At 70.8% G+C, this 23,074-nt stretch carries 25 protein-coding genes and 1 pseudogene; 11 read left to right on the top strand and 15 right to left on the bottom strand.

All coding sequences use genetic code 11. The annotated features are described in order from the left end of the window. Positions 1-201: 201 nt before the first annotated feature. A complete protein-coding gene (locus ULB03_RS08720; protein WP_322482788.1) occupies positions 202-1,098 on the top strand; it encodes a lysophospholipid acyltransferase family protein in 897 nt (298 codons plus the stop codon). 19 nt (positions 1,099-1,117) lie between these two features. Here ULB03_RS08720 and ULB03_RS08715 read toward each other — a convergent pair whose 3' ends face one another. Together ULB03_RS08715 and xseA are read right to left on the bottom strand one after the other, a co-directional pair. Then, a complete protein-coding gene (locus ULB03_RS08715) occupies positions 1,118-1,429 on the bottom strand; it encodes an exodeoxyribonuclease VII large subunit (RefSeq protein ID WP_322482787.1) in 312 nt (103 codons plus the stop codon). Beyond that, complete coding sequence (xseA, locus tag ULB03_RS08710; protein ID WP_322482786.1) at positions 1,312-2,697, bottom strand: exodeoxyribonuclease VII large subunit; 1,386 nt, start codon at positions 2,695-2,697, stop codon at positions 1,312-1,314. The genes ULB03_RS08715 and xseA overlap by 118 nt, the downstream gene beginning before the upstream one ends. A 128-nt stretch (positions 2,698-2,825) precedes the next feature. On the opposite strand from xseA, the gene purD reads away from it, so the two are divergent. Both purD and ULB03_RS08700 read left to right on the top strand, forming a co-directional pair. Next, positions 2,826-4,169, top strand: coding sequence for a phosphoribosylamine--glycine ligase (purD, locus tag ULB03_RS08705; protein ID WP_322482785.1), 1,344 nt, complete (start codon positions 2,826-2,828; stop codon positions 4,167-4,169). Between the two features lie 48 nt (positions 4,170-4,217). Further along, the gene (locus ULB03_RS08700; protein WP_322482784.1) at positions 4,218-5,132 is read left to right on the top strand and encodes a tetratricopeptide repeat protein; all 915 of its coding nucleotides are present in this window, start codon (positions 4,218-4,220) and stop codon (positions 5,130-5,132) included. On the opposite strand, the gene ULB03_RS08695 is transcribed toward ULB03_RS08700, so the two are convergent. The 4 genes from ULB03_RS08695 to ULB03_RS08680 form a co-directional block, all read right to left on the bottom strand. Then, positions 5,129-5,806: a hypothetical protein gene (locus tag ULB03_RS08695; RefSeq protein WP_322482783.1), complete on the bottom strand. Its 678-nt coding sequence runs from the start codon at positions 5,804-5,806 to the stop codon at positions 5,129-5,131. The two genes, ULB03_RS08700 and ULB03_RS08695, sit on opposite strands and share 4 nt — an antisense overlap. A gap of 36 nt (positions 5,807-5,842) precedes the next feature. Beyond that, positions 5,843-6,277: a nucleoside deaminase gene (locus tag ULB03_RS08690; RefSeq protein WP_186455614.1), complete on the bottom strand. Its 435-nt coding sequence runs from the start codon at positions 6,275-6,277 to the stop codon at positions 5,843-5,845. Positions 6,278-6,375: 98 nt separating this feature from the next. Next, positions 6,376-7,281 (bottom strand): alpha/beta fold hydrolase, encoded by a 906-nt coding sequence (locus tag ULB03_RS08685; RefSeq protein ID WP_322482782.1) that lies wholly within the window; start codon positions 7,279-7,281, stop codon positions 6,376-6,378. A 78-nt stretch (positions 7,282-7,359) separates the two neighbouring features. Further along, the gene (locus ULB03_RS08680; RefSeq protein WP_322482781.1) at positions 7,360-8,013 is read right to left on the bottom strand and encodes a TetR/AcrR family transcriptional regulator; all 654 of its coding nucleotides are present in this window, start codon (positions 8,011-8,013) and stop codon (positions 7,360-7,362) included. Between the two features lie 103 nt (positions 8,014-8,116). Between ULB03_RS08680 and ULB03_RS08675 the strand changes: the two genes are divergently transcribed. Then, positions 8,117-9,550 carry a pseudouridine synthase gene (locus ULB03_RS08675; protein WP_322482780.1) on the top strand — a complete coding sequence of 478 codons (1,434 nt, stop codon included), beginning with the start codon at positions 8,117-8,119 and terminating at the stop codon, positions 9,548-9,550. After that, complete coding sequence (gene rsmD, locus ULB03_RS08670) at positions 9,550-10,122, top strand: 16S rRNA (guanine(966)-N(2))-methyltransferase RsmD (RefSeq protein WP_322482779.1); 573 nt, start codon at positions 9,550-9,552, stop codon at positions 10,120-10,122. The genes ULB03_RS08675 and rsmD overlap by 1 nt, the downstream gene beginning before the upstream one ends. 12 nt (positions 10,123-10,134) lie before the next feature. Here rsmD and ULB03_RS08665 read toward each other — a convergent pair whose 3' ends face one another. Continuing rightward, positions 10,135-10,713, bottom strand: a complete 579-nt coding sequence (locus tag ULB03_RS08665) for a gamma-glutamylcyclotransferase (RefSeq protein ID WP_322482778.1) — start codon at positions 10,711-10,713, stop codon at positions 10,135-10,137. 225 nt (positions 10,714-10,938) lie between these two features. Between ULB03_RS08665 and ULB03_RS08660 the strand changes: the two genes are divergently transcribed. Together ULB03_RS08660 and ULB03_RS08655 are read left to right on the top strand one after the other, a co-directional pair. Then, positions 10,939-11,148, top strand: a complete 210-nt coding sequence (locus tag ULB03_RS08660; protein ID WP_322482777.1) for a hypothetical protein — start codon at positions 10,939-10,941, stop codon at positions 11,146-11,148. A gap of 2 nt (positions 11,149-11,150) precedes the next feature. Beyond that, a complete protein-coding gene (locus ULB03_RS08655; protein WP_416211081.1) occupies positions 11,151-12,020 on the top strand; it encodes a DUF2125 domain-containing protein in 870 nt (289 codons plus the stop codon). Positions 12,021-12,171: 151 nt separating this feature from the next. On the opposite strand, the pseudogene ULB03_RS08650 reads toward ULB03_RS08655, so the two are convergent. The 3 genes and pseudogenes from ULB03_RS08650 to ULB03_RS08640 form a co-directional block, all read right to left on the bottom strand. Then, positions 12,172-13,079 (bottom strand): annotated as a pseudogene (locus ULB03_RS08650) (prephenate/arogenate dehydrogenase family protein). After that, positions 13,076-14,176: a histidinol-phosphate transaminase gene (gene hisC / locus ULB03_RS08645; RefSeq protein ID WP_322482776.1), complete on the bottom strand. Its 1,101-nt coding sequence runs from the start codon at positions 14,174-14,176 to the stop codon at positions 13,076-13,078. Before hisC ends, ULB03_RS08650 begins: the two are co-directional and overlap by 4 nt. Positions 14,177-14,365: 189 nt before the next feature. Beyond that, positions 14,366-15,229 carry a chorismate mutase gene (locus ULB03_RS08640; protein WP_322482775.1) on the bottom strand — a complete coding sequence of 288 codons (864 nt, stop codon included), beginning with the start codon at positions 15,227-15,229 and terminating at the stop codon, positions 14,366-14,368. Positions 15,230-15,359: 130 nt separating this feature from the next. Between ULB03_RS08640 and metX the strand changes: the two genes are divergently transcribed. Together metX and metW are read left to right on the top strand one after the other, a co-directional pair. Continuing rightward, positions 15,360-16,568: a homoserine O-acetyltransferase MetX gene (gene metX / locus ULB03_RS08635; protein WP_322482774.1), complete on the top strand. Its 1,209-nt coding sequence runs from the start codon at positions 15,360-15,362 to the stop codon at positions 16,566-16,568. A gap of 4 nt (positions 16,569-16,572) precedes the next feature. Then, positions 16,573-17,208, top strand: coding sequence for a methionine biosynthesis protein MetW (metW, locus tag ULB03_RS08630; protein WP_322482773.1), 636 nt, complete (start codon positions 16,573-16,575; stop codon positions 17,206-17,208). Positions 17,209-17,340: 132 nt separating this feature from the next. Here metW and ULB03_RS08625 read toward each other — a convergent pair whose 3' ends face one another. Beyond that, positions 17,341-17,940: a helix-turn-helix transcriptional regulator gene (locus tag ULB03_RS08625; protein ID WP_322482772.1), complete on the bottom strand. Its 600-nt coding sequence runs from the start codon at positions 17,938-17,940 to the stop codon at positions 17,341-17,343. Between the two features lie 61 nt (positions 17,941-18,001). On the opposite strand from ULB03_RS08625, the gene ULB03_RS08620 reads away from it, so the two are divergent. Together ULB03_RS08620 and ULB03_RS08615 are read left to right on the top strand one after the other, a co-directional pair. After that, complete coding sequence (locus tag ULB03_RS08620) at positions 18,002-19,255, top strand: MFS transporter (protein WP_322482771.1); 1,254 nt, start codon at positions 18,002-18,004, stop codon at positions 19,253-19,255. A 21-nt stretch (positions 19,256-19,276) separates the two neighbouring features. After that, positions 19,277-19,996 carry an HAD family hydrolase gene (locus ULB03_RS08615; protein WP_322482770.1) on the top strand — a complete coding sequence of 240 codons (720 nt, stop codon included), beginning with the start codon at positions 19,277-19,279 and terminating at the stop codon, positions 19,994-19,996. 27 nt (positions 19,997-20,023) lie between these two features. Here the strand turns inward: ULB03_RS08615 and ULB03_RS08610 are convergent, their stop codons facing one another. The 4 genes from ULB03_RS08610 to obgE are packed head-to-tail and all read right to left on the bottom strand — an operon-like array spanning position 20,024 to position 22,820. Beyond that, positions 20,024-20,299, bottom strand: coding sequence for a type II toxin-antitoxin system RelE/ParE family toxin (locus tag ULB03_RS08610; RefSeq protein WP_322482769.1), 276 nt, complete (start codon positions 20,297-20,299; stop codon positions 20,024-20,026). Next, positions 20,296-20,484 (bottom strand): CopG family transcriptional regulator, encoded by a 189-nt coding sequence (locus ULB03_RS08605; RefSeq protein WP_322482768.1) that lies wholly within the window; start codon positions 20,482-20,484, stop codon positions 20,296-20,298. The genes ULB03_RS08610 and ULB03_RS08605 overlap by 4 nt, the downstream gene beginning before the upstream one ends. Positions 20,485-20,531: 47 nt before the next feature. Further along, positions 20,532-21,683, bottom strand: a complete 1,152-nt coding sequence (proB, locus tag ULB03_RS08600; protein ID WP_322483806.1) for a glutamate 5-kinase — start codon at positions 21,681-21,683, stop codon at positions 20,532-20,534. A 54-nt stretch (positions 21,684-21,737) separates the two neighbouring features. Further along, positions 21,738-22,820 (bottom strand): GTPase ObgE, encoded by a 1,083-nt coding sequence (gene obgE, locus ULB03_RS08595; protein WP_322482767.1) that lies wholly within the window; start codon positions 22,818-22,820, stop codon positions 21,738-21,740. Between the last annotated feature and the right edge of the window lie 254 nt (positions 22,821-23,074).

Raw genomic sequence — 23,074 nt, 5'->3', positions numbered from 1 at the left:
CCCATTGGGCGATAGCCGCCACGCTTGACCCGCGACGAAAAGCGCCCGATAGCTGTAGCGCCGCCGGATATGGGGACCGGGGCACCCGTCTTCGTCCGCCTCGGAGTTTTCCGCCGCCCGCAGGTTCGGAGGGGTTTTGTCACCCCATCCTTTCCAGGACGGCCGGCCCATCGCCATGCGGGCCCGCCAGCGGGAGCATCCATGGCCGAGCACGGTACCCAGCCTTCCTCCCTGCGTTACGCCATCGAGGCGGCGGGCATCCGCGCCCTGTTCCGCCTGCTGCGCCTGCTGCCCGCCGACGTGGCGTCGGACTTCGGCGGCTGGGTGGGGCGCACCCTGGGGCCCCGGCTGGGCGGCAACGCCAAGGTGCTGCGCAACCTGGAACAGGCCATGCCCCACCTGGACGCGGCGGCGCGCCGGCGCGTGGCGCGGGACTGCTGGGACAATCTGGTCCGCACCCTGGCCGAATACCCGCACCTGAAGACCATCTCGCGCGAGTGGGAACAGCGGGTGGAGCTGATCGGGGCGGAGCATGTGCGCGGCCTGGTCACCGATGGCAAGCCGGGCGTCATCCTGACCGGCCATTTCGGCAATTGGGAACTGGTGGCCATGACCGTGTTCAAGTGCGACGCCACCATGACCGCCATCTATCGCGCGCCCAACAACCCCTCGGTCGACAAGCTGCTGTCCGAGGCGCGGGGCGAGCTGGGCACCACCCTGGTGCCCAAGGGCCGCGCCTCGGCCAAGGGCATCCTGGCCGCCATGCGGGCGGGCGGCATCCTGGGCATCCTGGCCGATCAGAAGCTGAACGAGGGCATCCCCGTCCCCTTCCTGGGGCGGGACGCCATGACCGGCACCATCGCCGGCGACGTGGTGGTGCGCCACGGCGCCGTGGTCGTGCCGGTGCGGGTGACGCGCAAGGCCAAGGGCGCCCGCTTCCGCATCGAGGCGTTCCCGCCCATGGACCTGCCCGCCCCCACCGGCGATCGGCCGGCCGACATCCGCGCCATCACCGTGGCGGTGAACCAGTTGCTGGAGCGCTGGGTGCTGGAGAATCCCGGCCAATGGCTGTGGACCCACCGGAGATGGCCGAAATAGGGGGCTCTCCGCCCCCTGCTCAGAACAGGCTGCCCTGGCCCCCGGGCCGGGCCGCCGCGCGCGGCTTGGGCGCCGGGGCCGATTCGCGCGGCGGGGTGGTCGTCGGGTTGGGCGCCGGGGCCGGCGCCCCTTCCCCGTCCAGCGTGGCGCCCACGGCGCCATCGATGAACTCCACCCGCACGCGGCCGCCAGCGGGGGCGTCCGCCGCCTTGGTCACGGGGTGGCCCTCAGCGGTGGTGACCAGGGCGAAGCCACGGGCCAGCACCCCCCGGTAGGACAGCGTCTCCAACAGCTTGGCCTGGCCTTCCAGGCGGCGGGCGCCATCGGCCACGGCGCGGCCGAAGCTGGCGTCCAGGCGGCGGCCGAGGTCGGCCAGGCGCGCCCCCCTTCCTCCGCCCGGCGCACCAACGGCTGGGGCGTCAGGCGCTGGGCCAGGTTCTGGGCGCGGGTGGTGCGGTCGGCCAGCAGGCGGGTCACGCCGCCCGACAGGCCACGGCTGGCGATATCCAGGCGGGCATAGGCCAGGCCCAGGACCTGGGCCGGATGGCGCAGGCCGGCACCCAGCTTGGCCACCTCCGTCCGGTGGCGGCGGATGAGGCCGGTCATGGACAGGGCCAGGCGTTCGCCGCGGTCGTCCAGGCGCTGGGCGCAGCCCTCCAGCAGGGCGCGGGGGTCGCCCAAGCCGCGCGCCAGGCCCTCCACCCGGTTGCGGCGCTCGGCCAGCAGGCGGTTGGCGGTCCCCTCCAGCCGGCGGCCGCATTCCATGACCTGGGCCATCAGCTCGGCCCGCACCGGCACCGCCATTTCGGCGGCGGCGGTGGGAGTGGGCGCCCGGCGGTCGGAGGCGAAGTCGATCAGCGTCGTGTCGGTCTCATGCCCCACGGCGGAGATCAGCGGGATCTGGCTGGCCGCCGCCGCCCGCACCACGATCTCCTCGTTGAAGGGCATCAGGTCTTCCAGGCTGCCGCCGCCGCGCGCCACGATCAGCAGGTCGGGCCGGGGCACGGGGCCGCCGGGGGCGATGGCGTTGAAGCCCTGGATGGCACGGGCCACCTGGGCCGCCGCCTGCTCGCCCTGCACCGCCACCGGCCACAGCAGGACATGGCGGGGGAAGCGGTCGGCCAAGCGGTGCAGGATGTCGCGGATGACGGCGCCGGTGGGCGAGGTCACCACGCCGATGACACGGGGCAGGAAGGGCAGCGGCCGCTTGCGCTGGGCATCGAACAGGCCCTCCGCCGCCAGCCGGCGCTTGCGCTCCTCCAGCATCTTGAGCAGCGCGCCCTCGCCCGCCAGCTCCATGGTCTCGATGATCAACTGGTATTGCGAACGGCCGGGGTATGTCGTCAGGCGGCCGGTGCACACCACCTCCATCCCGTCTTCCGGCTTCACGGCCAGGCGCATGACCGTGCCCTTCCAGCACACGGCCTCGATCACCGCCTGGTCGTCCTTCAGGCGCAGGTACAGGTGGCCGGAGGAGACGCGCTTGGGCTGGCTGACCTCGCCACGCACGCGGACATAGCCGAACGTCTCCTCCACCGTGCGCTTCAGGGCGCGCGACAGGTCGGAAACGCTGAGTTCCGGCAGGTTGCCGCCGGCCACGGGCGTGGCGCCGGCATAGCCGAGATCGGCGGTGGAAGGCGGGGGGAGTCGGGGAAGTCTTGAGTCATGGCGCGGGCATGATACAAGCACCCGCTCAACAGATGGAATCGTGATCGGGGGTAGAGGCGATGAAGATCCTGGTGGTCGGATCCGGCGGGCGGGAGCATGCGCTGTGCTGGGCCATCTCAGCCTCCCCCCTGTGCGGCACGCTGTGGTGCGCGCCCGGCAACGCCGGCATCCGCGACGTGGCGAGCTGCGTGGACATCAAGGCCGACGACGTGGACGGCCTGGTGGCCTTCGCCACGGCCAACGCCGTGGACCTGGTGGTGGTGGGCCCGGAGCAGCCGCTGGTCCTGGGCCTGGTAGACCGCCTGACGGCCGCCGGCATCAAGGCCTTCGGTCCCAGCCAGGCCGCCGCCGCCCTGGAAGGCTCCAAGGGCTTCATGAAGGACATCTGCGCCAAGTACGGCGTGCCCACGGCGGCCTACCGCCGCTTCACCGATGCCGCCGCCGCCAAGGCCTATGCCACCGAACAGGGCGCGCCCATCGTGGTGAAGGCCGATGGCCTGGCCGCCGGCAAGGGCGTGGTCATCGCCATGACCCTGGAGGAGGCGCACGCCGCCATCGACGACGCCATGCTGCACGGCCGCTTCGGCAGCGCCGGCGCCGAGGTGGTGGTCGAGGAGTTCATGGATGGCGAGGAGGCCAGCTTCTTCGCCCTTTGCGACGGCACCCACGCCCTGCCCCTGGTGGGCGCGCAGGACCACAAGCGGGTGTTCGACAACGACCAGGGCCCCAACACCGGCGGCATGGGGGCCTATTCCCCCGCCCCCGTCCTGACGCCCGAGTTGCAGGACCGGGTGATGCGCGAGATCGTGGAACCCACGGTGAAGGGCATGGCGGCGGAGGGCAAGCCCTTCACCGGCGTGCTGTTCGCCGGGCTGATGATCGTTGCGGGCCCGGAAGGACCCAAACCGCGCCTGATCGAATTCAACGCGCGCTTCGGCGACCCGGAATGCCAGGTGCTGATGCGCCGCCTGAAGTCCGACATCGTGCCGCTGCTGCTGGCCACCTGCGACGGGCAGTTGGACCATGTCGATGTGCGCTGGCACGACGACCCCGCCCTGTGCGTGGTGATGGCGGCCCAGGGCTATCCGGGTGATTATGTGAAGAACACCGTCATCGGGGGGCTGGAGGAGGCGGGCAAGGTCGGCGGGGTCACCGTCTTCCACGCCGGCACCAAGGCGGCCAAAACACCCGAGGGGGACGATCAGGTACTGGCCAACGGCGGCCGGGTGCTGGGCGTGACGGCCATCGGCAAGTCGGTGGCCGAGGCGCAAGCCCTGGCCTACCAGGCGGTGGACCGCATCCATTGGCCGGAGGGGTTCTGCCGGCGGGACATCGGCTGGCGCGCCCTGGAACGTGAGAAGGCCGACCGCGAAAAGGCCAACGGGGAACAGAAGCAGGGATAAGGCCGGCGCTCCAGCACGGGGCCCCGCCGTTTTTAGGGACATAAGATCATGAATCGCCAGGACCGCCGCCGCCGCATCGCGGAAATCTCCAAGGACGCCAATGCCGGCGCGCCCTTCGTCAACGACATGCGCGTGGCCGCCGACCTGCATCGCCAGGGCCGGCTGAAGGAGGCGGAGAACGCCTACCGCGCCATCATCCGCATCTACGCCTCCGTCCCGGAAATCCGCGTCGCCTGGTCCAACCTGGGTGCTGTGCTGCAGGGCCTGGGCAAGTTGGAGGAGGCGGTGACGGCGCTGAAGAAGGCGCGGTCGCTGAACCCCAACCACCCGCCGCCGCACCAGAACCTGGGCATGGCCCTGCTGGCCCAGGGCAAGGTGGATGAGGCGCTGGAAAGCTTCCGCCGCGCGGTGGAACTGAACCCGCAGTTCACCGAGGCCTGGCACGCCCTGGGCGTGGCTTCGGGCCAGAAGAACGACCTGGCCGGGGCGGAGGACGCCTGGCGCCGCACGCTGGAGCTGGAGCCGAACCGGGCCGAGACGCGCTTCAACCTGGGCCTGGTGCTGCGCAACACCGGCCGGCTGGACGCGGCCGCGGCCGAGTTCCACGCCTGCGCCACCCTGGACCCGTCCCAGGGCGATGCCCGCCTGGCCCTGGCCGACACCCTGATCGCCATGGGCCGCGCCGAAGAGGCCGCCCAGATCATCTGGGTGCTGGTGCAGACCACGCCGGCCCACCCGGTGCCGCAGCAGTTCTACGCCCGCGCCCTGACGGTCATGGCGCAGATGGGCAATGGCGACGCCGCCGCCGACCGCGCCGACCAGTGGGCCGCGACCTACCCGGACAGCGAGGCCGCCCGGTCGGTGAAGATCGCCTTCGACAACTACCGCGCCGAGAAAGCCGCCGCCGCAGAGGCCCAGGTCGAAGAAGCGCCCAAGGCCGAGGAAGCCACGCCCGAGGCTTAAGACCCGGTCCGGTCCCGCCGCTGCTCGCGCGACGCCGCCACCCTCAGGCCGAGGATGCGGGGCGGCGGGCGGCGGCGGGATGCCCGCCAGGCGATCCAGCATTGGCGGACCTGCCAGCCGGCCAGCGCCAACAAGCCGGTAATGGCGACCGCCAGCATTCCCCATTCCCAGACATCGGCGCCGCGCAGAACGGCCCGCAGCCCCTTCATGGCCTGCGGGTGCAGCCCCAGCGTGAGGGCCATGGCGAAGAAATGCAGCGCCAGCGCCAGGATGGGCAGTAGCGGCGCCAGCAACAGGCTGGCCGCCTGGCCATAGACGATGCGCAGGGGATGCCGCACCGTCGTCCATTCGCAGGACAGCGGCACCAGCACCGATACCGCCAGCCCGGCCATGACGGTGATGGGCAGGAAAGCGTTCAAGGCCAGCGCCAGGGGCCAACCCGCCAGGACATCCCCCCACCCTATCGCCAGCGCCACCAGGGCCAGCACCTCCAGCACCAGCAGGGCGAGGACGCCGCGCACCGTCCACAGGATGCGCCCCTCCTGTCCCGGGCGCACCCGTTGGGCCCGCATGCCCGCGTCCTTATGGAACGGCGTGTCGCGCACCACCTCGCCCGTGACGTCGCCGCGCAAGGACCAATAGAAGGCGCCGTAGTCGTCGCGATAGAGCGGCATGCGGTTCCCGTCCCCCTTGGTGTCGTCGTGCCGTGGTCAGCGTCGGTCCTTGAAGAAATCCCGCAGCAGGGCGCCCGCCCGCCGCTCCTGCAGCCCGCCATAGGTGTCGGGCGCATGATGGCAGGTCGGCTGGCTGAAGAAGCGGGGCCCATGTTCCACCGCCCCGCCCTTGGGATCGTAGGCGCCGAAATAAACGCGCCGCAGCCGGGCGAAGCTGATGGCGGCGGCACAGAGGGCGCACGGTTCCAGCGTCACATAGAGGTCCAGGCCCGGCAGGCGCGGCTGCCCCACGGCGGCGCAGGCGGCACGGATGGCCAGCACCTCCGCATGCGCCGTGGGGTCGGCCAGTTCTTCCGTGCGGTTGGAAGCGGCGGCCAGCACCGCCCCAGTGGCAGGGTCGACGATGACGGCGCCCACCGGCACCTCCCCCCGCGCGGCGGCCGACGCCGCCTCGGCGAAGGCGCGCTCCATGGGGGACAGGTCTGGCTCGGTCTCAAGCGGGGACGACAGCATGTCCCCAGCGTGGGGCAGCGCCGCGCGCGGCGTCAAGCGGGCGGGCGACGCATCTGTCATCCGGCGAGGAAGTCGACCAGCAGGGCCGCCAAGTCGTCGGGCGCCTCCTCGGGCACATAATGACCGCAGTCCAGCACCTGGGCCCGCACATCGGCGGCGTGGCCGCGCAGGGTATCGGCAAGCGCGGTTCCCACGCCGGTTCGGGCCCCCACGGCCAGGATGGGCAGCGCCAGCCCCTTCCCCGCCCGCGTCTTGGCCCGCGCCAGTTCTTCCGGCCGGAACACCTCGCGATAATAGGCGAAGGTGGAACGCAAGGCGCCCGGCAGGGACAGCACCCGCACGTACTCGTCCAGGTCGGCCGGGCCGATGGCCCAGCGCTGCTGGGCCTTGGCGTTGAACAGGTGGCTGAGGTAGGCGCGCTCCCGCCCCTGGATCAGCAGTTCAGGCAAATCGTCCAGGCGGTTGAAGGCGAAGTGCCAGGTGCGGGCGTTGGCCTCGTCTGACGGGATGCCGGGCGGTGGCGGGGGCGTGATGCCCGGCAGCGCGGCATCCACCAAGGCCAGGCGCCGCACATCCCCGGGCCAATCGGCGGCATAGGCATGGCCGATCCAGGTGCCGACATCATGGCCCACCACGTCGAGGGGCCCCTCCGCCAGAAGACCCAGGGCTACGGCCAAGCCGTGCATGTCGGCCGCCGCCGTGCCCAGGTCATACCCGCCCGCCGGCCGGTCCGACTCGCCGAAGCCGCGAGGATCCACGGCGATGACCCGCCGTCCGGCGTCGGCCAGCAGCGGCATGACATGGCGCCAGGCGTACCAGCTTTGCGGCCAGCCCGGGATCAACAGCACCGGCGGCCCCCGCCGGTCCGGCCCACCCTCGACATAATGCAGGCGCACACCGTTGGCGGTCACCAGACCGTGTCGGAAGCGTTGCCAGAAGCGATCGGCGTTGAAGGGCGGCATGGGCTTATCTCCTTATTTTGGGAATGATCATTTCCGAATTGAACAACCGTCAATGCGGCGGCGATGGGGGGGCCGCCTTCAATCCAGCAGTTTCAGGGCATTGTCCGCCAAGGGCGCCATTTCCGCCCGGTCCCGCCCCGTCTTGCCAACGACGCGCATCCCCTGCAGCACGCACAGCAACAGCCGGGCGGTGGCCATGGGATCAAGATGCGGGGCGACGGTGCCGTCGGCCTGACCTTCGGCGACAAAGCCGGCCAGCCGCCCCTCGTTCAGGTGCAGCGCGCCGGTCACCCGGGCCGCGACCTCCGGATCGGCGGTGGCGAGGTCCACGGCGCCGGCCACCACCAGGCACCCCCGGCGACCGTCCGCCCCATGGCTGCTGTCGGCATAGAAATCCAAGACTGCCTTGATCTTGGCCCGGCCGGTGGGCGCGCCCTCCAGCGCGGCGCGCAACCGTTCGGTCCGCACGGCCACGTAGCGGTCGAAGGCGGCCAGGAACAGGCCGCGCTTGTCGGTGAAGGCCTTGTACAGGCTGCCAGCGGTCAGACCCAGGGCCTGGGTCAGGTCGCTGATGGCGGCCCCGTGATAACCGCGCTCACTGAACACCGCGATGGCGCGGTCGAGCGCCAGGTCGGTATCGAATTCGCGCGGACGGCCGGGACCTGGACGACGGGGCCCGGGAAGGCGGGGATGGGATGGGGCGGTCATGGCGGCATGATAGGAAACGGTCATTTCCGAATCAAGCGCAGCCATGCCGGGGGCGGGGGGCCCACCGGCTTGGGCCGGCGCCGTGTGGCGCTTGGCAAGGCGGCTGGGCGCGCATACAGTCCGCCGCATGCCCGATACCAAATCCCCCCAGAAATCCGCGCCCCAGAAATCCACGCCCGAGAAATCCGCGGCCGACCAGGCCGGCGCCTCCAAGGACGGTGAGCGCATCGCCAAGCGGCTGGCGCGTGCCGGCCTATGCTCCCGCCGTGATGCCGAGCGCTGGATCGCCGATGGCCGCGTGGCCGTGAACGGCCAGGTGCTGACCTCGCCCGGCGTGAACGTGCGGCCCGGCGACCGCATCGTCGTTGACGGCCAGGTGCTGCCGGAACAGGAGCCGACGCGCGTCTGGCGGTATCACAAGCCCGCCGGCCTGGTGACCAGCGCCCGGGACGAGCTGGCCCGCGCCACGGTGTTCGACCGGCTGCCCGATGGCATGCCGCGGGTCATCAGCGTCGGCCGGCTGGATTTGAACACCGAGGGCCTGCTGCTGCTGACCAATGATGGGGAGTTGGCCCGGCATCTGGAACTGCCGTCCACCGCCTGGCCGCGCCGCTACCGTGTGCGCGTGCATGGCACGCCGGACACCGCCAAGCTGGCCAAGCTGGCCGAGGGCATCTTCGTCGATGGCATCGAGTACGGCCCCATCGAGGCCGTGCTGGACCGGGAGCAGGGCAGCAACGCCTGGCTGACCATGACCCTGCGCGAGGGCAAGAACCGCGAGATCCGCAAGGTGCTGGAGCATCTGGGCCTGACGGTGAACCGGCTGATCCGCATCGCCTACGGCCCCTTCCAGCTGGGCAAGCTGGAAAAGGGCGAGGTGGAGGAAGTGCCGCGCCGTGTGCTGCGCGACCAGTTGCCCGATTTCTTCCCCAAGGACAGCGCCCAGGACCGCAAGGAGGCCCGCGCCACGAGGGCCGCGGCGGCGGAGGTACCCGCCCTGCGCTTCGACAAGGCGCCCAAGGCCAAGCCCGTCCCATCGGGGAAGTCACCGGCGAAGGCCGCGACAACGAAGGCCGCGCCGGCCCGGTCCCGCCGCGAGGACGTGGCCGAGGCACCCCGCCCGGCCCGCTCACCCTCCCGGCCCTCGGCTGAGCGCCCGTCGGCCCAAGCGGACTCGGCCACGCGGACCCGGCGCCCGCCATCGACGGGCAACAGCGCCGCCGACAAGGCACGCGCGCTGGCCCAGGCCCTGGACCGGGCGCTGGACGGCACGCCGGACGATGATGAGGACAGGCCCGCCGCCCGCCGTCCGCGCAAAGCGGCGGTGGCCCGCACCGCACCCAGCCTGGGGGAGCGTGTCGACAGCCGCGCCCCGGCCAAGCGCGCGCCCGCCAAACGCCAAGACGCCAAGCAGGACGGCGCCAAATGGGGTGACGCCAAGGCGGCCCCGCGCACCGGCAAGGCGGCACCCGCCAAGGCCACGGCCGCCAGATCGGCTGGCCCGAAACCCACTCGCCCGGCCCCTAAGGGCAAGCCGGCGCCCAAGGGCAAGAAGACCTGATGCGCATCGTCGGCGGCCGGCATCGCGGGCGGGCCCTGGCGGCGCCCAGCGGGCGGGACGTGCGGCCCACCAGCGACCGCACGCGCCAAGCCCTGTTCAACATCCTGGAGCATGGCGACTTCTTCACCGACGAAGGCCCGACGGTGGACGGCCGGGTGGTGCTGGACGCCTTTTGCGGCACCGGCGCCTTAGGACTGGAGGCGCTGTCGCGCGGGGCGGAGGCCGCCCTGTTCCTGGATGTCAGCCGCGCCTCGCTGGACCTGGCGCGGGCCAATGCCGCCACGCTGAAGGAAACCGGGCGCTGCCAATTCATCCAAGGCGACGCCGCCAAGGCCAAGCCCCCCTCCTTGAACGCACAGGCGGCCGCCCTGGTCTTCCTGGACCCGCCCTATGGCCAGGGGCTGGCACCCCGCGCCCTGGAGGGTCTGTCGGCCGCCGGCTGGTTGGCCCCTGAGGCCCTATGCGTGGTGGAGATCGGCGGCGGCGACCCGTTCGAGGCGCCGCCGGGTTTCGAGGAACTGGACGACCGCCGCTATGGAGATACCAGGGTGTTGATCCTCAAACGGGGGTAAGGGCGGTCGCCCTTACGGCGCCATCACCCGTTCCACCAGCCCTTCCAGGTTACGGTCGCGGATGCCCAGTTCGTGCAGGTGCCGCACCGTGTTGACCAGATAATCGACGTTGCGACCGCTTTCGCCCACGCCCTGGCGGATCAGGCGGGCGACCTCGTCCGGTGGCAGGCGGCCGCAATATTGCTCATGCCCGCGCACCGCGGTGAAGGCCAGGGCGGCCACGCGGGCGCCATTGTCCAGGGCGGCGGTCAGCAGGCGCGGCTCATAGACCTCGTTCGGCATCTCCCGCTCCCACAGGTAGTCCAGGACGCCGGGCGCGTCGGCCGCCGTCACGCGGTAGGCGATGCCCCGGCAGGCGCCCCCCCGGTCCAGGCCCAGCACGGCGCCGGGGCAGGCGCGGGTACCGCGATGGAGGAAGGAATAGACGCTGAACCCCCGATGCCAGCCGCGCACGGTGGCCCGCCGCCGCTCCGCAAAGGGGAAACCGGGGTTCCACATCAGGGAGCCATAGCCGAAGACCCAGATATCAGCACCAGCGGCGACGCCGATGGCACGGTATGGGGCGGCGATTTCAGAAGACGATGAAGACAAGGCCGGCATGCCAGGCAGGAGAAACCAAGGGTCGCGTCCCGAGCCTGGACGGCTTGGGCCCCCGCCGTCAACTGTCGGCACGATGACGGAGGCTGGCATTCCGGCCGGACGATGCCGATCTATGGCAGAAGGCCGCCGCGACGGCGTCGCCCTTGCCAAGCCCACCCGGGCCATGGCCTCATCGCCCCGGCGGCCAGCCCCGGCCGCCGCCTTTCGGGATTCCCCATGCGTATCCGCCCCCTGACGCTCGTCCTGTTCCTGGTGCTGGTCCTGGTCACCGGCTATGCCGTGTGGTGGCATCGCATGGCGACCCGGCTGTTGACCCTGCTGGACCACAGCGCCGACCTGGCGCGGACGGGGGGCGCCACCATCACCTATCAGCCGCCGACGCTGGGCGGCTTCCCCTGGGGATCGCCATCACCGCCACCGATGTGAAGGTGGAAAAGCCGGACGGGCTCAGTTGGTCCGCCGACATGGTCCGGGCCTCCGCCCCCATCTGGCGCCTGGATGACGTCGTGCTGACCCTGCCCAAGGGTGGCCACGCCAGCCTGCCGCATGAGGGCGTGCGACCGGCCCTGGACGCCACCGCAGCCATCGTCGGGGGACGTGTCACCCTGGACATCGCCGCCGGCACCCCGCGCACGGTGCAGGTGAACCTGAGCCATGCCACCCTGACCGCCGCCGCCCTGCCGGCGCCGGAGGGGGATGCCGCCGGCGCGCCGCCCCCGGCCAGCCTGGTGCCGGCCGGCAGCTATCCCATCGAGGGTCTGTCCATTACGGTGGAACGGCCGGCGACCCCGCCCGCCGATCATACCGGCACGGGGCTGGGCCTGCGGGTGGACATCACCAACATGACGGTGCCGCCGGTGCGCAGCCTGGGCACCAAGCTGCAGCGCCTGGTGCTGTCCGCCCGGGTGCAGGGCCCCCTGCCCGCCGCCCCCACGGCGGACGCGGTGGCGCCCTGGTCCAAGGCGGGCGGGACGGTGGAACTGGACAGCCTGAAGCTGGATTGGGGCAACCTGCACCTGGCGGCCAACGCCACCCTGGCGCTGGACAACAACCTGCAACCCCAGGGATCGGGCACGGCGGAGCTGTCGGGCCTGGACAATCTGGTGGACGCCTTGCAGGACGGCGGCAGCCTGCACGGCAACCAGGCCCAATGGGCCCACCTGGGCGTGGCCCTGCTGGCCAAGCCCAAGGCCGATGGCGGCGCCCCCACCCTGAAGCTGCCCATCACGATGCAGAACCACAAGCTGCAGATTGGCCCGCTGACCGTGGGCCACTACCCCGACATCGCCTGGCGCTGAGCCAAGCCGGATCACGGCCAGCCCCGCCGCAGTCGCACCGGAGCGCAGCGACCAGGACGCGACCCGCGTCCGCCGCAGCGAGTACCGAAGGGCGCAGCGAGGATAAGCCGAGGGGCGGATGCCCCGCCGGCGCTTGACGCAAACGAACCGATCAAGCCTGCTTGGCGTCGATGATGGACCGGCGGATGGCGCGGGTGCGGGTGAACAGGTCGAACAGCTTGTCGCCCTCCCCCCAGCGGATGGCGCGTTGCAGGGCCGTCAGATCCTCGGTGAAGCGCTGGATCATCTCCAGCACCGCCTCGCGGTTGTTCAGGAAGATGTCGCGCCACATCACGGGGTCCGACGCCGCGATGCGGGTGAAGTCGCGGAAGCCGGAGGCGGAGAAGCGGATGACCTCCGACTTCGTCGTCTCCTCCAAGTCCGTGGCCGTGCCGACGATGGTGTAGGCGATCAGGTGCGGCAGGTGGCTGGTGATGGCCAGCACCTGGTCATGGTGGCTGGCGTCCATGACCTCGATCTGCGAACCGCAGGCGGCCCACAGCCGTCCCAGACGATCCACGGCGCCCGCGTCCGTGCCCGGCGGCGGCGTCAGGATCAGCCAGCGGCCGCGGAACAGCTCCTTGAAGCCGGCGTCCGGGCCGGAATGCTCGGTGCCCGCCAGCGGATGGCCGGGCACGAAATGCACGCCGTCCGGCACATGGGGGAAACGTCGCGCACCACCGCCTGCTTGACGGAGCCCACGTCGCTGAGCGTGCTGCCCGGCGCCAGGTGGGGGCCGATCAGGGCCGCCACATCGGCGTAGGCGCCCACGGGCGTGCACAGCACCACCAGGTCGGCGCCGACCACGGCCAGGGTGGCGTCGTTTTCCACCCGGTCGGCGATGCCGAGTTCGGCCACGCGGGCGCAAACGGCGTCCGAGCGGTCGCAGGCCACCACCTCCCCCGCCAGGCCACGGTCCGCCATCAGGCAGCGCAGCAGGGAAGAGCCGATGAGCCCCAGGCCGATGACACAAACGCGGTTGTACAGCGGGGCGCCGAGGGCCGTTTCGGGGGCGCTCATTTGCCGTTCACCCAGTCCGCCAGGCCATCGACGACCGCCCGCATCTCTTCCTCCAGCCCGATGGTGACGCGCAGGCAATGCGGCAGGCCGTAGGAGCCCACCTGCCGCACCAGGATACCCCGCGATTTCAGCAGCTGGCGCGCGCCCTCGGCGTCGGCGCGGTCGCCCGCCTGCTCTGCGAAGGAGATCAGGACGAAATTGGCGACGGAGGGGTGGACCACCAGGCCCAGGGCCCGCACCTGGTCCACGAACCAGGCGCGCACCTGGGTGTTGTGCTGGCGGCTCCGCTCCAGGAATTCCACATCCTCCAGCGCCGCCAGGCCGGCGGCCTGGGCGCTGGACGCCACGTTGAAGGGGCCGCGCACCCGGTTCAGCACGTCGGCCACCGGGGCCGGGCAATAGGCCCAGCCCAGGCGCAAGCCGCCCAGGGCGAAAATCTTGGAGAAGGTGCGGGTCATGACGACGTTGCTGAACTCGTCGACCAGGTCGGCGCCATCGGTGTAGTCGGGCGCGTCCACATACTCGGCATAGGCCGCGTCGATGACCAGCAGCACGTTCTCCGGCAGGCCCGCGTGCAGGCGCCGCAGCTCGTCCTTGTTCAGGTAGCTGCCGGTGGGGTTGTTGGGATTGGCGATGAACACCACGCGGGTGCGGGGCGTGACGCGGGCCAGCAGGGCGTCCACGTCCGTCTTCAGGTCGCGCTCGGGGGCGGCCACCGGCGTGGCGCCGGCGAAGCGCGCGCTGATGGGATAGATGGCGAAGCCGTGGACGGTGTGCAGCACCTCATCGCCCACGCCGGCATAGGCGCGGGTCAGCAGCTGCAACACGTCGTCCGAGCCGTTGCCGCAGACGATGCGCTCCGCATCCAGGCCGAAGCGGCGCCCCAGGCCGGCGCGCAGGGCCTTGGACCCGCCGTCGGGATAGCGGTGCATCTGCCCCGCCACGGCGGTGTAGGCGGCGATGGCCTTGGGGCTGGGGCCCAGCGCCCCCTCGTTGGAGGCCAGACGGATCAGCCGCGACGCCCCCGGCGCATGCGCCTCGCCCCCGACATAGGCATGGATATCGAGAATGCCGGGGTTGGGAACGGGTGCGGACATGGTACGGCGTAACCTTCTGGCAGGCGGTGGCTGTCTTCTTCTCGCGGGCGGCGGGTTCGGGATCAAACCCGCACGCAGGTAAGGATAGCTGTGAGTCTTATCAAAGCCTTATGCGAATCGGGGGCGCATGCCCTGCGCCGTTGGGGCGCGACTCGGGCGGAGTTGTGGCACGACTCGGGAGGGCCTGTATCAGGCCTTCCGGGCTTCCAGCGTGATGGGCAGGGCGTAGGTGCCCACGGGCAGCGCCCGCACCAGCGCGTCGCCCAGCTTTTCCGCCAGGGTCCGCAGGCGCGGGTCGTCAAAATCCACGAAATCCTCCACCTCGATCAGGTGGACGGAACCGCCGCCGCCGGGCAGGTGGAAGATGCGGAACCAACCCACGGGCAGGCTGGCGGCCTCGATCATGTCCTTCAGGCGGCCGCGGCTCATGTCCTGCGACAGTTCCACGCCCAGCAGGGTGTGGTCCTGGCCCGTCGCCTCCAGCGGGACGGCGCCCAGGATCAGGGCGTCGCCGCCCTCCTTCTGGCCGGGACGGCGGCAGAAGGGCAGACGGCCGATGATCTTGGGCGTCTTGGTGTCGTCGCTGATGAGGAAGCGCCACCAGGGGTCGGTGTCCTCTTCCTCCGGCATGGGGACCACGCCGACGGTGGCGCTGCCCTCCGCCAGGGCGCGCAGCACGGCCTGGGTGGTGTTGGCCGGCGCCAGGGGAGTGACGGTGCCGTAATGGTCGCGGGCGATGTCCCACAGGCGGCGGTCGTCGTCGGGCGCGTAGACGGCGACGGCGAAAGGCCCCTGGATCAGGGTCATGGCGGCGATCATCTCCCGCCAGATGCGCACGATGGCCGCCACGGGCACGCTGCCCTGGTGGCGGGCCACCAGGCGCCGCAGGATGCCCGCCTCGCGCCCCGGACGAATGAAGACCTTTTCGCCCGCCTTGGAGTGGGCGATACGCTCCACCACCCGGGCGCGCCGCATGATGAGGTCATGGATCGCCACGTCGATTTCATCGATTTCGCGGCGCAGGGCGTCGACGGAGGGGGGCACAGGGGGCATGGACGGGTTCGAATTGGAGACCTGAAACGACTGAGTCTTAGAGCCTGCCCCCCGCAAAATCAAAGAAAACGTTGACTTGGCATGCCCCACCTTCCTAGTCATTCAGGCTGGATTCGAAGGCCCCTTCATCATGATCACCCCGCCTGCCTACACGGATAGTTCCGGCACGGACACCACCGGCGCGCCTCCCCTGGCCCTGCCGGGGAAGCGCCTTGTGCTGGGGGCCGACCGGCCCATGCCCCTGGACGGCGGCGGGCAACTGGGCCCCTTCACCGTGGCCTATCAGACCTACGGCACGCTGAACGCCGACAAGTCCAACGCCATCCTGGTGTGCCATGCCTTGACGGGCGACCAATACGTGGCCGACCGCCATCCCATCACCGGCAAGCCCGGCTGGTGGGAGATGCTGGTGGGCCCGGGCAAGCCGGTGGATACTGATCGCTTCTTCGTCATCTGCAGTAACGTCATCGGCGGCTGCATGGGTTCGACCGGGCCGCATGACGTGAACCCGGCGACGGGTGAGCCCTACGCCATCGACTTCCCCGTCATCACCATCGGCGACATGGTGCGGGCGCAGACCCTGCTGATCGACGCGCTGGGCATCGACCAGCTGTTCTGCGTCATCGGCGGCTCCATGGGCGGCATGCAGGTGCTGCAATGGGCGGTGGCCTACCCCGAGCGGGTGTTCGCCGCCGTGCCCATCGCCACCGCCGCCCGGCATTCGGCGCAGAACATCGCCTTTCACGAGGTGGGGCGCCAGGCCATCATGGCCGACCCGGAATGGCGCGACGGCGCCTATCAGCGGGCGGGCACCAACCCGGCGCGCGGCCTGGCCGTGGCCCGCATGGCCGCCCACATCACCTATCTGTCCGAGGCGGCGCTGCACCGCAAGTTCGGCCGCAACCTGCAAAGCCGCCAGGCCATCACCTTCGGCTTCGACGCCGATTTCCAGGTGGAAAGCTACCTGCGCTACCAGGGGGCCAGCTTCGTCGACCGGTTCGACGCCAACAGCTACCTCTACATCACCCGGGCCATGGACTATTTCGACCTGGCGGCGGAACACGGCGGCCAGTTGGCCCAGGCCTTCCGCGTGGGGGGTAAGGGCACGCCGGTGCGCTTCTGCCTGGCCAGCTTCTCCAGCGACTGGCTGTTCCCCACCTCCGAGTCGCGGGCGGTGGTGCACGCCCTGAACGCCGTGGCCGCCAATGTCAGCTTCGTGGAGATCGATACGGACAAAGGCCACGACGCCTTCCTGCTGGATGAGCCGGAGTTCCACCAGGTCATGCGCGGCTTCATCAACGGTTGCGCCGACCATCGCGGCCTGAAACGGCGGGTCTGATCCCATGGACGCCTCGGTCATTCCCCCCCGCACCGACATCCGCGGCGACCTGCGCCGCATCGCCGACATGGTCAGCACCGGCGCCCGCGTGCTGGACGTGGGCTGTGGCGACGGCGCCCTGCTGGACCTCCTGACCCGCGAAAAGGGCGTGGATGGCCGCGGCATCGAACTGGGCATGGACGGCGTGCGCGCCTGCGTGTCGCGCGGCCTGTCCGTCATCCAGGGCGACGCCGACACCGACCTGAAGGACTATCCCAGCGACGCCTTCGACTACGTCATCCTGTCGCAGACCCTGCAGGCCACGCGCGACCCGCGCGGCGTACTGCTGCAAATGCTGCGCATCGGCCGCCGGGTGATCGTCTCCTTCCCCAATTTCGGCTATTGGCGGGTGCGCCTGGCCCTGCTGCTGACAGGGCGCATGCCCGTCACCGACCGGCTGGGCTTCCAGTGGTGGGAAACGCCCAACATCCACTTCTGCACCATCGCCGACTTCACCGCCCTCTGCGCCGAGCTGGGCGGGGTGACGGTGGAGCGCAGCGCCATCCTGGACCATGACGGCCGCCAACTGACCAGCGACGCCACCACCTGGCGCGCCAACTGGTCCGGCGAGCAGGGGATTTTCTTGTTAAGAAGGGATTAGTTCCGTCCCTCAGGCGCCGGGCGCGGCCCTCCGGCCGCTTGGCTCATCCTCGCGTTTCGGTCCGCTACCGCTTCCCGAAACGCTGCGGCGGCCGCAGTCGCAGCCTACAGCGGCCGGCGGCCGCTGGGACTCTCAGGCGCAGGGATCATCGTACGCGATGGTGTCGACCAGGCGGGCGAAGCTGCCGTCCGACAGTTGGAAGCGCACCCAGCGGAAGCGGCTGGCGTGGATGCGGACCTCGGGTGAGCGGTTGGCCCGCGTCGTTATCACCAGCTCCGGCGGGGCCGGCTCGAACCAGCCCCAATCGGCCAGCGTCGCCTCCGCCGCCCGGATCTCATCGCTGGCATAGGGCCAGAGCGAGGTGCCCAGCACCTCCGCCCGGGGCCGGCCGAAGTCGCGCTCCCGTCGCGCCGACACGGCCAGCAGACGGTGGGTCAGGTCGCACACCAGGTGCACCGGCCCGGTCGAGTTGTTGACCAGCCGCGCCAGCTCCCGGTCGGCGGCGCTGTCCAGCCCGGCCTGCATGAGCTGGCGGATGGCCGCCTGCTCCCCCGCGTCGGGCGTCAGCGCCCCTGATTCCCACCGGGACACGGTGGCCTGGGACACGCCCAGCAACTCCCCCGCATGGGTCTGCTTCATGCGCCGCAGGGTGCGCCACAGCCGCAGCGACCGGCCCAGGTGCGGCCCGGCGATGCGCGGCAGGGTATCGATGACGGCGGCGATGCTGGCCATGATGGTTCCGTTGCTTGGCACCGGGCCCGCATATCTTATTCACGCCGGAGCCGACCCGGTCATGGCAAAAATGGTGCCCCGCCTGTCGCGGGCGGAACGTGCGTTGGGGGGCATCATGGGCGGAAGCTGGGTGAAAGTCGTCTGGTTCTATGGCGTCGGCGTCATCGCCGCCGCCCAGCTGGGCAAGATGTCGGCCCTGATCCCCCTCATCTCCCGTGACTTGGGCCTCAGCCTCACCGTGGCCGCCCTGGTGATCTCGCTGCTGGAGATCGGCGGCGCCGGCTTCGGCCGCATCGCCGGCGGGCTGATCCAGCGGGCGGGCCGCCGCCCCGCGCTGCTGGCCGGCACCGCCCTCCTGGCCCTGGGCGGTATCGGCGAAAGCCTGGCGCAGGGCCCGGCGGCGCTGATCGCCTGGCGGGTGGTGGAAAGCGCCGGCTATCTCACCACCGTCATCGCCGCCCCCATGCTGATCCTGGAAACGGCGACCCCGCGCCAGCGCGGCGTGGCGCTGGCGCTATGGAGCAGCTTCGTGCCCGTGGGCCTGGCCCTGGGCGCCATCCTGTCCGGCTGGGCGGCGGAGCTGTGGAGCTGGCGCGGCGCGCTGTTCGGCGGCGGCGTGGTGGCGGCGGGCGCCCTGGTCCTGTCCCTGCCCATGACGGCACGAGTCGGCGCCCGGGTGCGCGGGGCTGGCGCCGGCGGCACCGGCCCCACCCGGCGGGCCTGGGCCCTGGCCCTGGGCTTCGGCTGCTACACCACGTTCGAGGTCGGCCTGCTGGGCATGCTGCCCACCTTCCTGGTGGACAAGGCCGGCGCCAGCGCCGACACCGCCGGCCTGATCACTGGCGTCGCCTCCTTCGCCACCGTGGCCGGCAGCGGGGTGGCGGGGTGGTGGAACCACCGCAACCACGGGCGGGACCTGACGCGGGGACCGTCCTTCGCCCTGATGGCGGTCAGCATCGTGCTGCCGGCCCTGCTGCTGTTCCTGGTGTTCGGGCCGGCGCCCGACCTCACCACCGCCGCCGGGGTGGTGATCGCGCTCAACGCCCTGTCCGGCGTCTATCCCGGCCTGGCCTTCGCCCTGCTGCCCGCCGTGGCGGGATCGGACCGGGGCCTGCCCGCCGCCAACGGCCTGCTGACCCAGTTCGGCGCCAGCGGCTCCCTCATCGGGCCGCCGCTGTTCGCCGCCTTCGCCGGCCATTGGGGCTGGACCAGCGCCGCCGCCTGCGGCCTCGCCGCATCCCTGCTCTGCCTGGCCTTGATGCGGGCGGCGGGGGTATCGTCCCCTTCCATCGCGGCCCCCGATCAGGCCGCCTGAGTTCCTTTGGAGTTGCGTCCCATGCCTGCCCCTACGCCCCGGGTGCCCCCCCGCGTCATCGCCCTCGATGGCGACGACACGCTCTGGCACAACGAGGCCATGTTCTCGACCTCGTACGCCGAGTTCCGTGACCTGCTGCTGCGCCACAGCGACCTGGACCAGGCCACCATCGATGAGCGCCTGCTGCTGGTGGAGCGGCGCAACCTGGCGGCCTATGGCTACGGCATCAAGGGTTTTACCCTGTCGATGATCGAGACGGCGCTGGAGTTGACGGAGGGGCGCATCCCCGGCGTCGCCATCGAGACGCTGGTACAGCGCGGCCGCGCCATGCTGGCCCACCCGGTGGACCTGATCGACGGTGCCCTGGAGGTGATCGAAACCCTGCGGGAGCGGGACCATGAGGTGTGGCTGATCACCAAGGGCGACCTGTTCGACCAGGAAAGCAAGATCGCCCGCTCCGGCCTGGCCGACCTGTTCCACCGCATCGAGATCGTGTCGGAAAAGGACGACGCCACCTACCGCCGCCTGCTGGACCGCCACGGCGTGGCCCCCGCCGACTTCGCCATGGCCGGCAACTCCCTGAAGTCCGACGTCCTGCCGGTGGCGGCATTGGGCGGCCAGGGTTTCCACGTGCCCTATCACACCACCTGGGCCCATGAGATGGTGTCCGGCCCGATTCCCCACCCCTATACCGAGCTCGCATCCTTACGTGAATTGCCGAGCGCGTTAGGGTCCAGGTAAGGAATCGACTCGGGAAAGAGGGGAGTGTCAGGGCCAATCCTGCGCGGCGTGCCATACACGCAGGATGGCCAGGCGGCCAGCATCCTCAACGCGATAGACAATGATGTAAGGCCGCGCTGTCACCAGTTCACGCGTGCCGGGAACACGTCCGGGACGTCCCCGGCGGGGAAAGGTTCCCAGGCTGTCGCCCGCAAGCACCAATTCCCGAGCGACCTGCCGGGCCGCGACTGGATTTTCTTCCGCAATGTGCTGGGCGATGCGGCCGACATCCGCCAACGCCACATTGCGCCAGATAACTTTCACAGGACGCGGGCAACCGGCGGCGGCGCGTCGAAGTTGCCGGCGGCCAACTCCAACAGCCACGCCCGCATCTCCTCGTGCGGGACCGCCCGCAGGTCCGCATCCGCCTCAGCGACGGCAGCGGTCAGCGCAGCCAATTCGGCCGCCTGCTCTTCGTCCAACTCAGGAATGGGCGCGTGCTTGCTCATGCTTAGAAGATGGCACCCCAGCATCCGAAAGTCGAGATCCCCCGGCCTCACCCCAGCGCCAGGTCGTCCCGGTGGATCATCTCGTCGCGGCCGCGCCAGCCCAGGCTGGCTTCGATCTCGGCGCTGCGGCGGCCCTGGATGCGGCGGGCGTCCTCGGCGGAGTAGGCGACCAGGCCGCGGGCGATGACCCGGCCGGCCTGGGTGCGCACGGCCACCAAGTCGCCGCGCTCGAACTCCCCTTCCACCGCGCGCACGCCGGCGGGCAGCAGGCTGCCGCCGCGCGCCAGGGCCTGGGCCGCACCCTCGTCCACCACCAGCGTGCCGGCCGGCTTCAGTGAGCCGGCGATCCAGCGCTTGCGCGCCGTGCCGGGGCCGGCGGCGGGCAGGAACCAGGTGCAGAGCGCCCCGCCCTGCTCCACCGTCTTTTCCAGCGCCGCCAGCGGATGCGCGCGCTTGCCCGAAACGATGGCCATGCGGCAGCCGGCGGCCACGGCGATTCGGGCGGCGGCGATCTTGGTGACCATGCCGCCGCTGCTGTAGCCGGCGGGCGGCTCGCCCGCCATGGCCTCAATCTCCGGCGTCACCTCGGTCACCACGGGCAGGTGCCGGGCCGCCGGGTCCTTGCGCGGGTCGGCGGTGTAGAGGCCGTCGATGTCGGACATGAGGATCAGGGTGTCGGCGCTGATCATCTGCGCCACGCGGGCGGCCAGGCGGTCGTTGTCGCCGAAACGGATCTCGGCGGTGGCCACGGTGTCGTTCTCGTTGATCACGGGAACGGCGCCCAGCTTCAGCAGGGTCTCGATGGTGGCGCGGCCGTTCAGGTGGCGGCGGCGGTCCTCGGTATCGTCCAGGGTCAGCAGCACCTGGGCCACGGTGATGTCGTGGCGGGCCAGGGTTTCCTGATAGGCGTGGGCCAGGCGGATCTGGCCGGTGGCGGCGGCGGCCTGCTTTTCCTCAAGCTTCAGCGGGCGGCCCACCAGGCCCAGATGCTCCCGCCCCACGGCCACGGCGCCGGAGGAGACGATGACCACGTCCACGCCCCGGCGGCGCAATGCGGCCACGTCATCGCACACGCTGTCCAGCCAGTCGCGGCGGATGCGGTGCGTCTCGCCATCCACCAGCAGGGCGGAGCCGATCTTGACGATCAGGCGCTTGGCCCCCAGCACCGGCGGCACCTCCACCGGCGGGACACTAAACATCGCCGCCGCACCGGTTGAGGAAACTTCCGTGCGGTCGGCGGCGTCGTTCATTTTCTAACGTGTCCCTTTGTCGGCCTGGGAGATGTCATCCAGGGGATTGTACCGCGCCTTGTATGCCTTGCTGCGCGCTTCCTCGCCATCCGCCAGACGCGCAGCCTTGATCTGCTCCAGAAGCGCATACAGCACGTCGGGCACATGCTCGCCGGTGGCGCCGGACAGCACCATGACCGGCTTCTTGGCCGAGCGGCGCAGCTTCAGCTTCTTTTCCGCCAGCTCTTCCTCGGACAGCGCGTCGACCTTGTTCAGGGCCACGATCTCCGGCTTTTCCGCCAGGCCGCCGCCATAGGCGCGCAGCTCGCGCCGGATGGTGCGGTAGGCCTTCTGCACATCCTCCTGCGTGCCGTCCACCAGGTGCAGCAGCACGCGCGTGCGCTCCACATGGCCAAGGAAGCGGTCGCCCAGGCCGTGGCCCTCATGCGCGCCCTCGATCAGGCCGGGGATGTCGGCCACCACGAACTCCTCCTCACCCGCGCGCACGACACCCAGGTTGGGCACCAGCGTGGTGAAGGGATAGTCGGCGATCTTGGGCCGGGCGCGCGACACGGCGGCCAGGAAGGTGGACTTGCCGGCATTGGGCAGGCCCACCAGGCCGACGTCGGCGATCAGCTTCAGGCGCAGCCACACCCAGCGCTCCTCCCCCGGCCAGCCGGGACCGGCCTTGGTGGGGGCGCGGTTGGTGGAGGTCTTGTAATGGGCGTTGCCGAAGCCGCCGTCACCGCCCTTCAGCAGCACGATGCGCTGGCCCACCTCCATCATGTCGGCCAGCACCGTCTCCTGGTCCTCATCCAGGACCTGGGTGCCCACCGGCACCTTCAGCACCATGGGCTCACCGGCGGCACCCGAGCGGTCGCGGCCCATGCCGTGGCCGCCGCGCTGGGCCTTGAAGTGCTGCTTGTAGCGATAGTCGATCAGCGTGTTCAGGCCGTCCACGGCCTCGATCACGATGTCGCCGCCGCGCCCGCCGTTGCCGCCGTCCGGCCCGCCGAACTCAATGAACTTCTCCCGCCGGAAGCCGACACAGCCGGGGCCGCCGTCACCGCTCTTCAGGTAGATTTTGCACTGGTCCAGGAACTTCATGATGGGCGGGCCTTATATTAATGGCCTCTGATCCTGGGTGGATCAAAGGCCCCCTCAGACGCCGGGCGGCCACATCCGTGGCCTTGGCTTATCCTCGCTCCGCCCTTCGGTGCTCGCTCCGGCGGACGCGGTCGCGTCCTATGAAAAAAGCTGAGAGGAGCGAAAGCGCGTGGGCGACGCGCGGCAGCGGCAAATGCAAATCGGGGGAACGGTCACCCGTCCCCCCGATCAGAGTCAAAACACCTGATGCCGAA

This window comes from Nitrospirillum goiasense (assembly GCF_034427435.1).
Taxonomy (GTDB): Bacteria; Pseudomonadota; Alphaproteobacteria; order Azospirillales; family Azospirillaceae; genus Nitrospirillum.
Note: the sequence above shows the minus strand (reverse complement) of the source record. Positions and strands in the feature narration are given on the sequence as shown.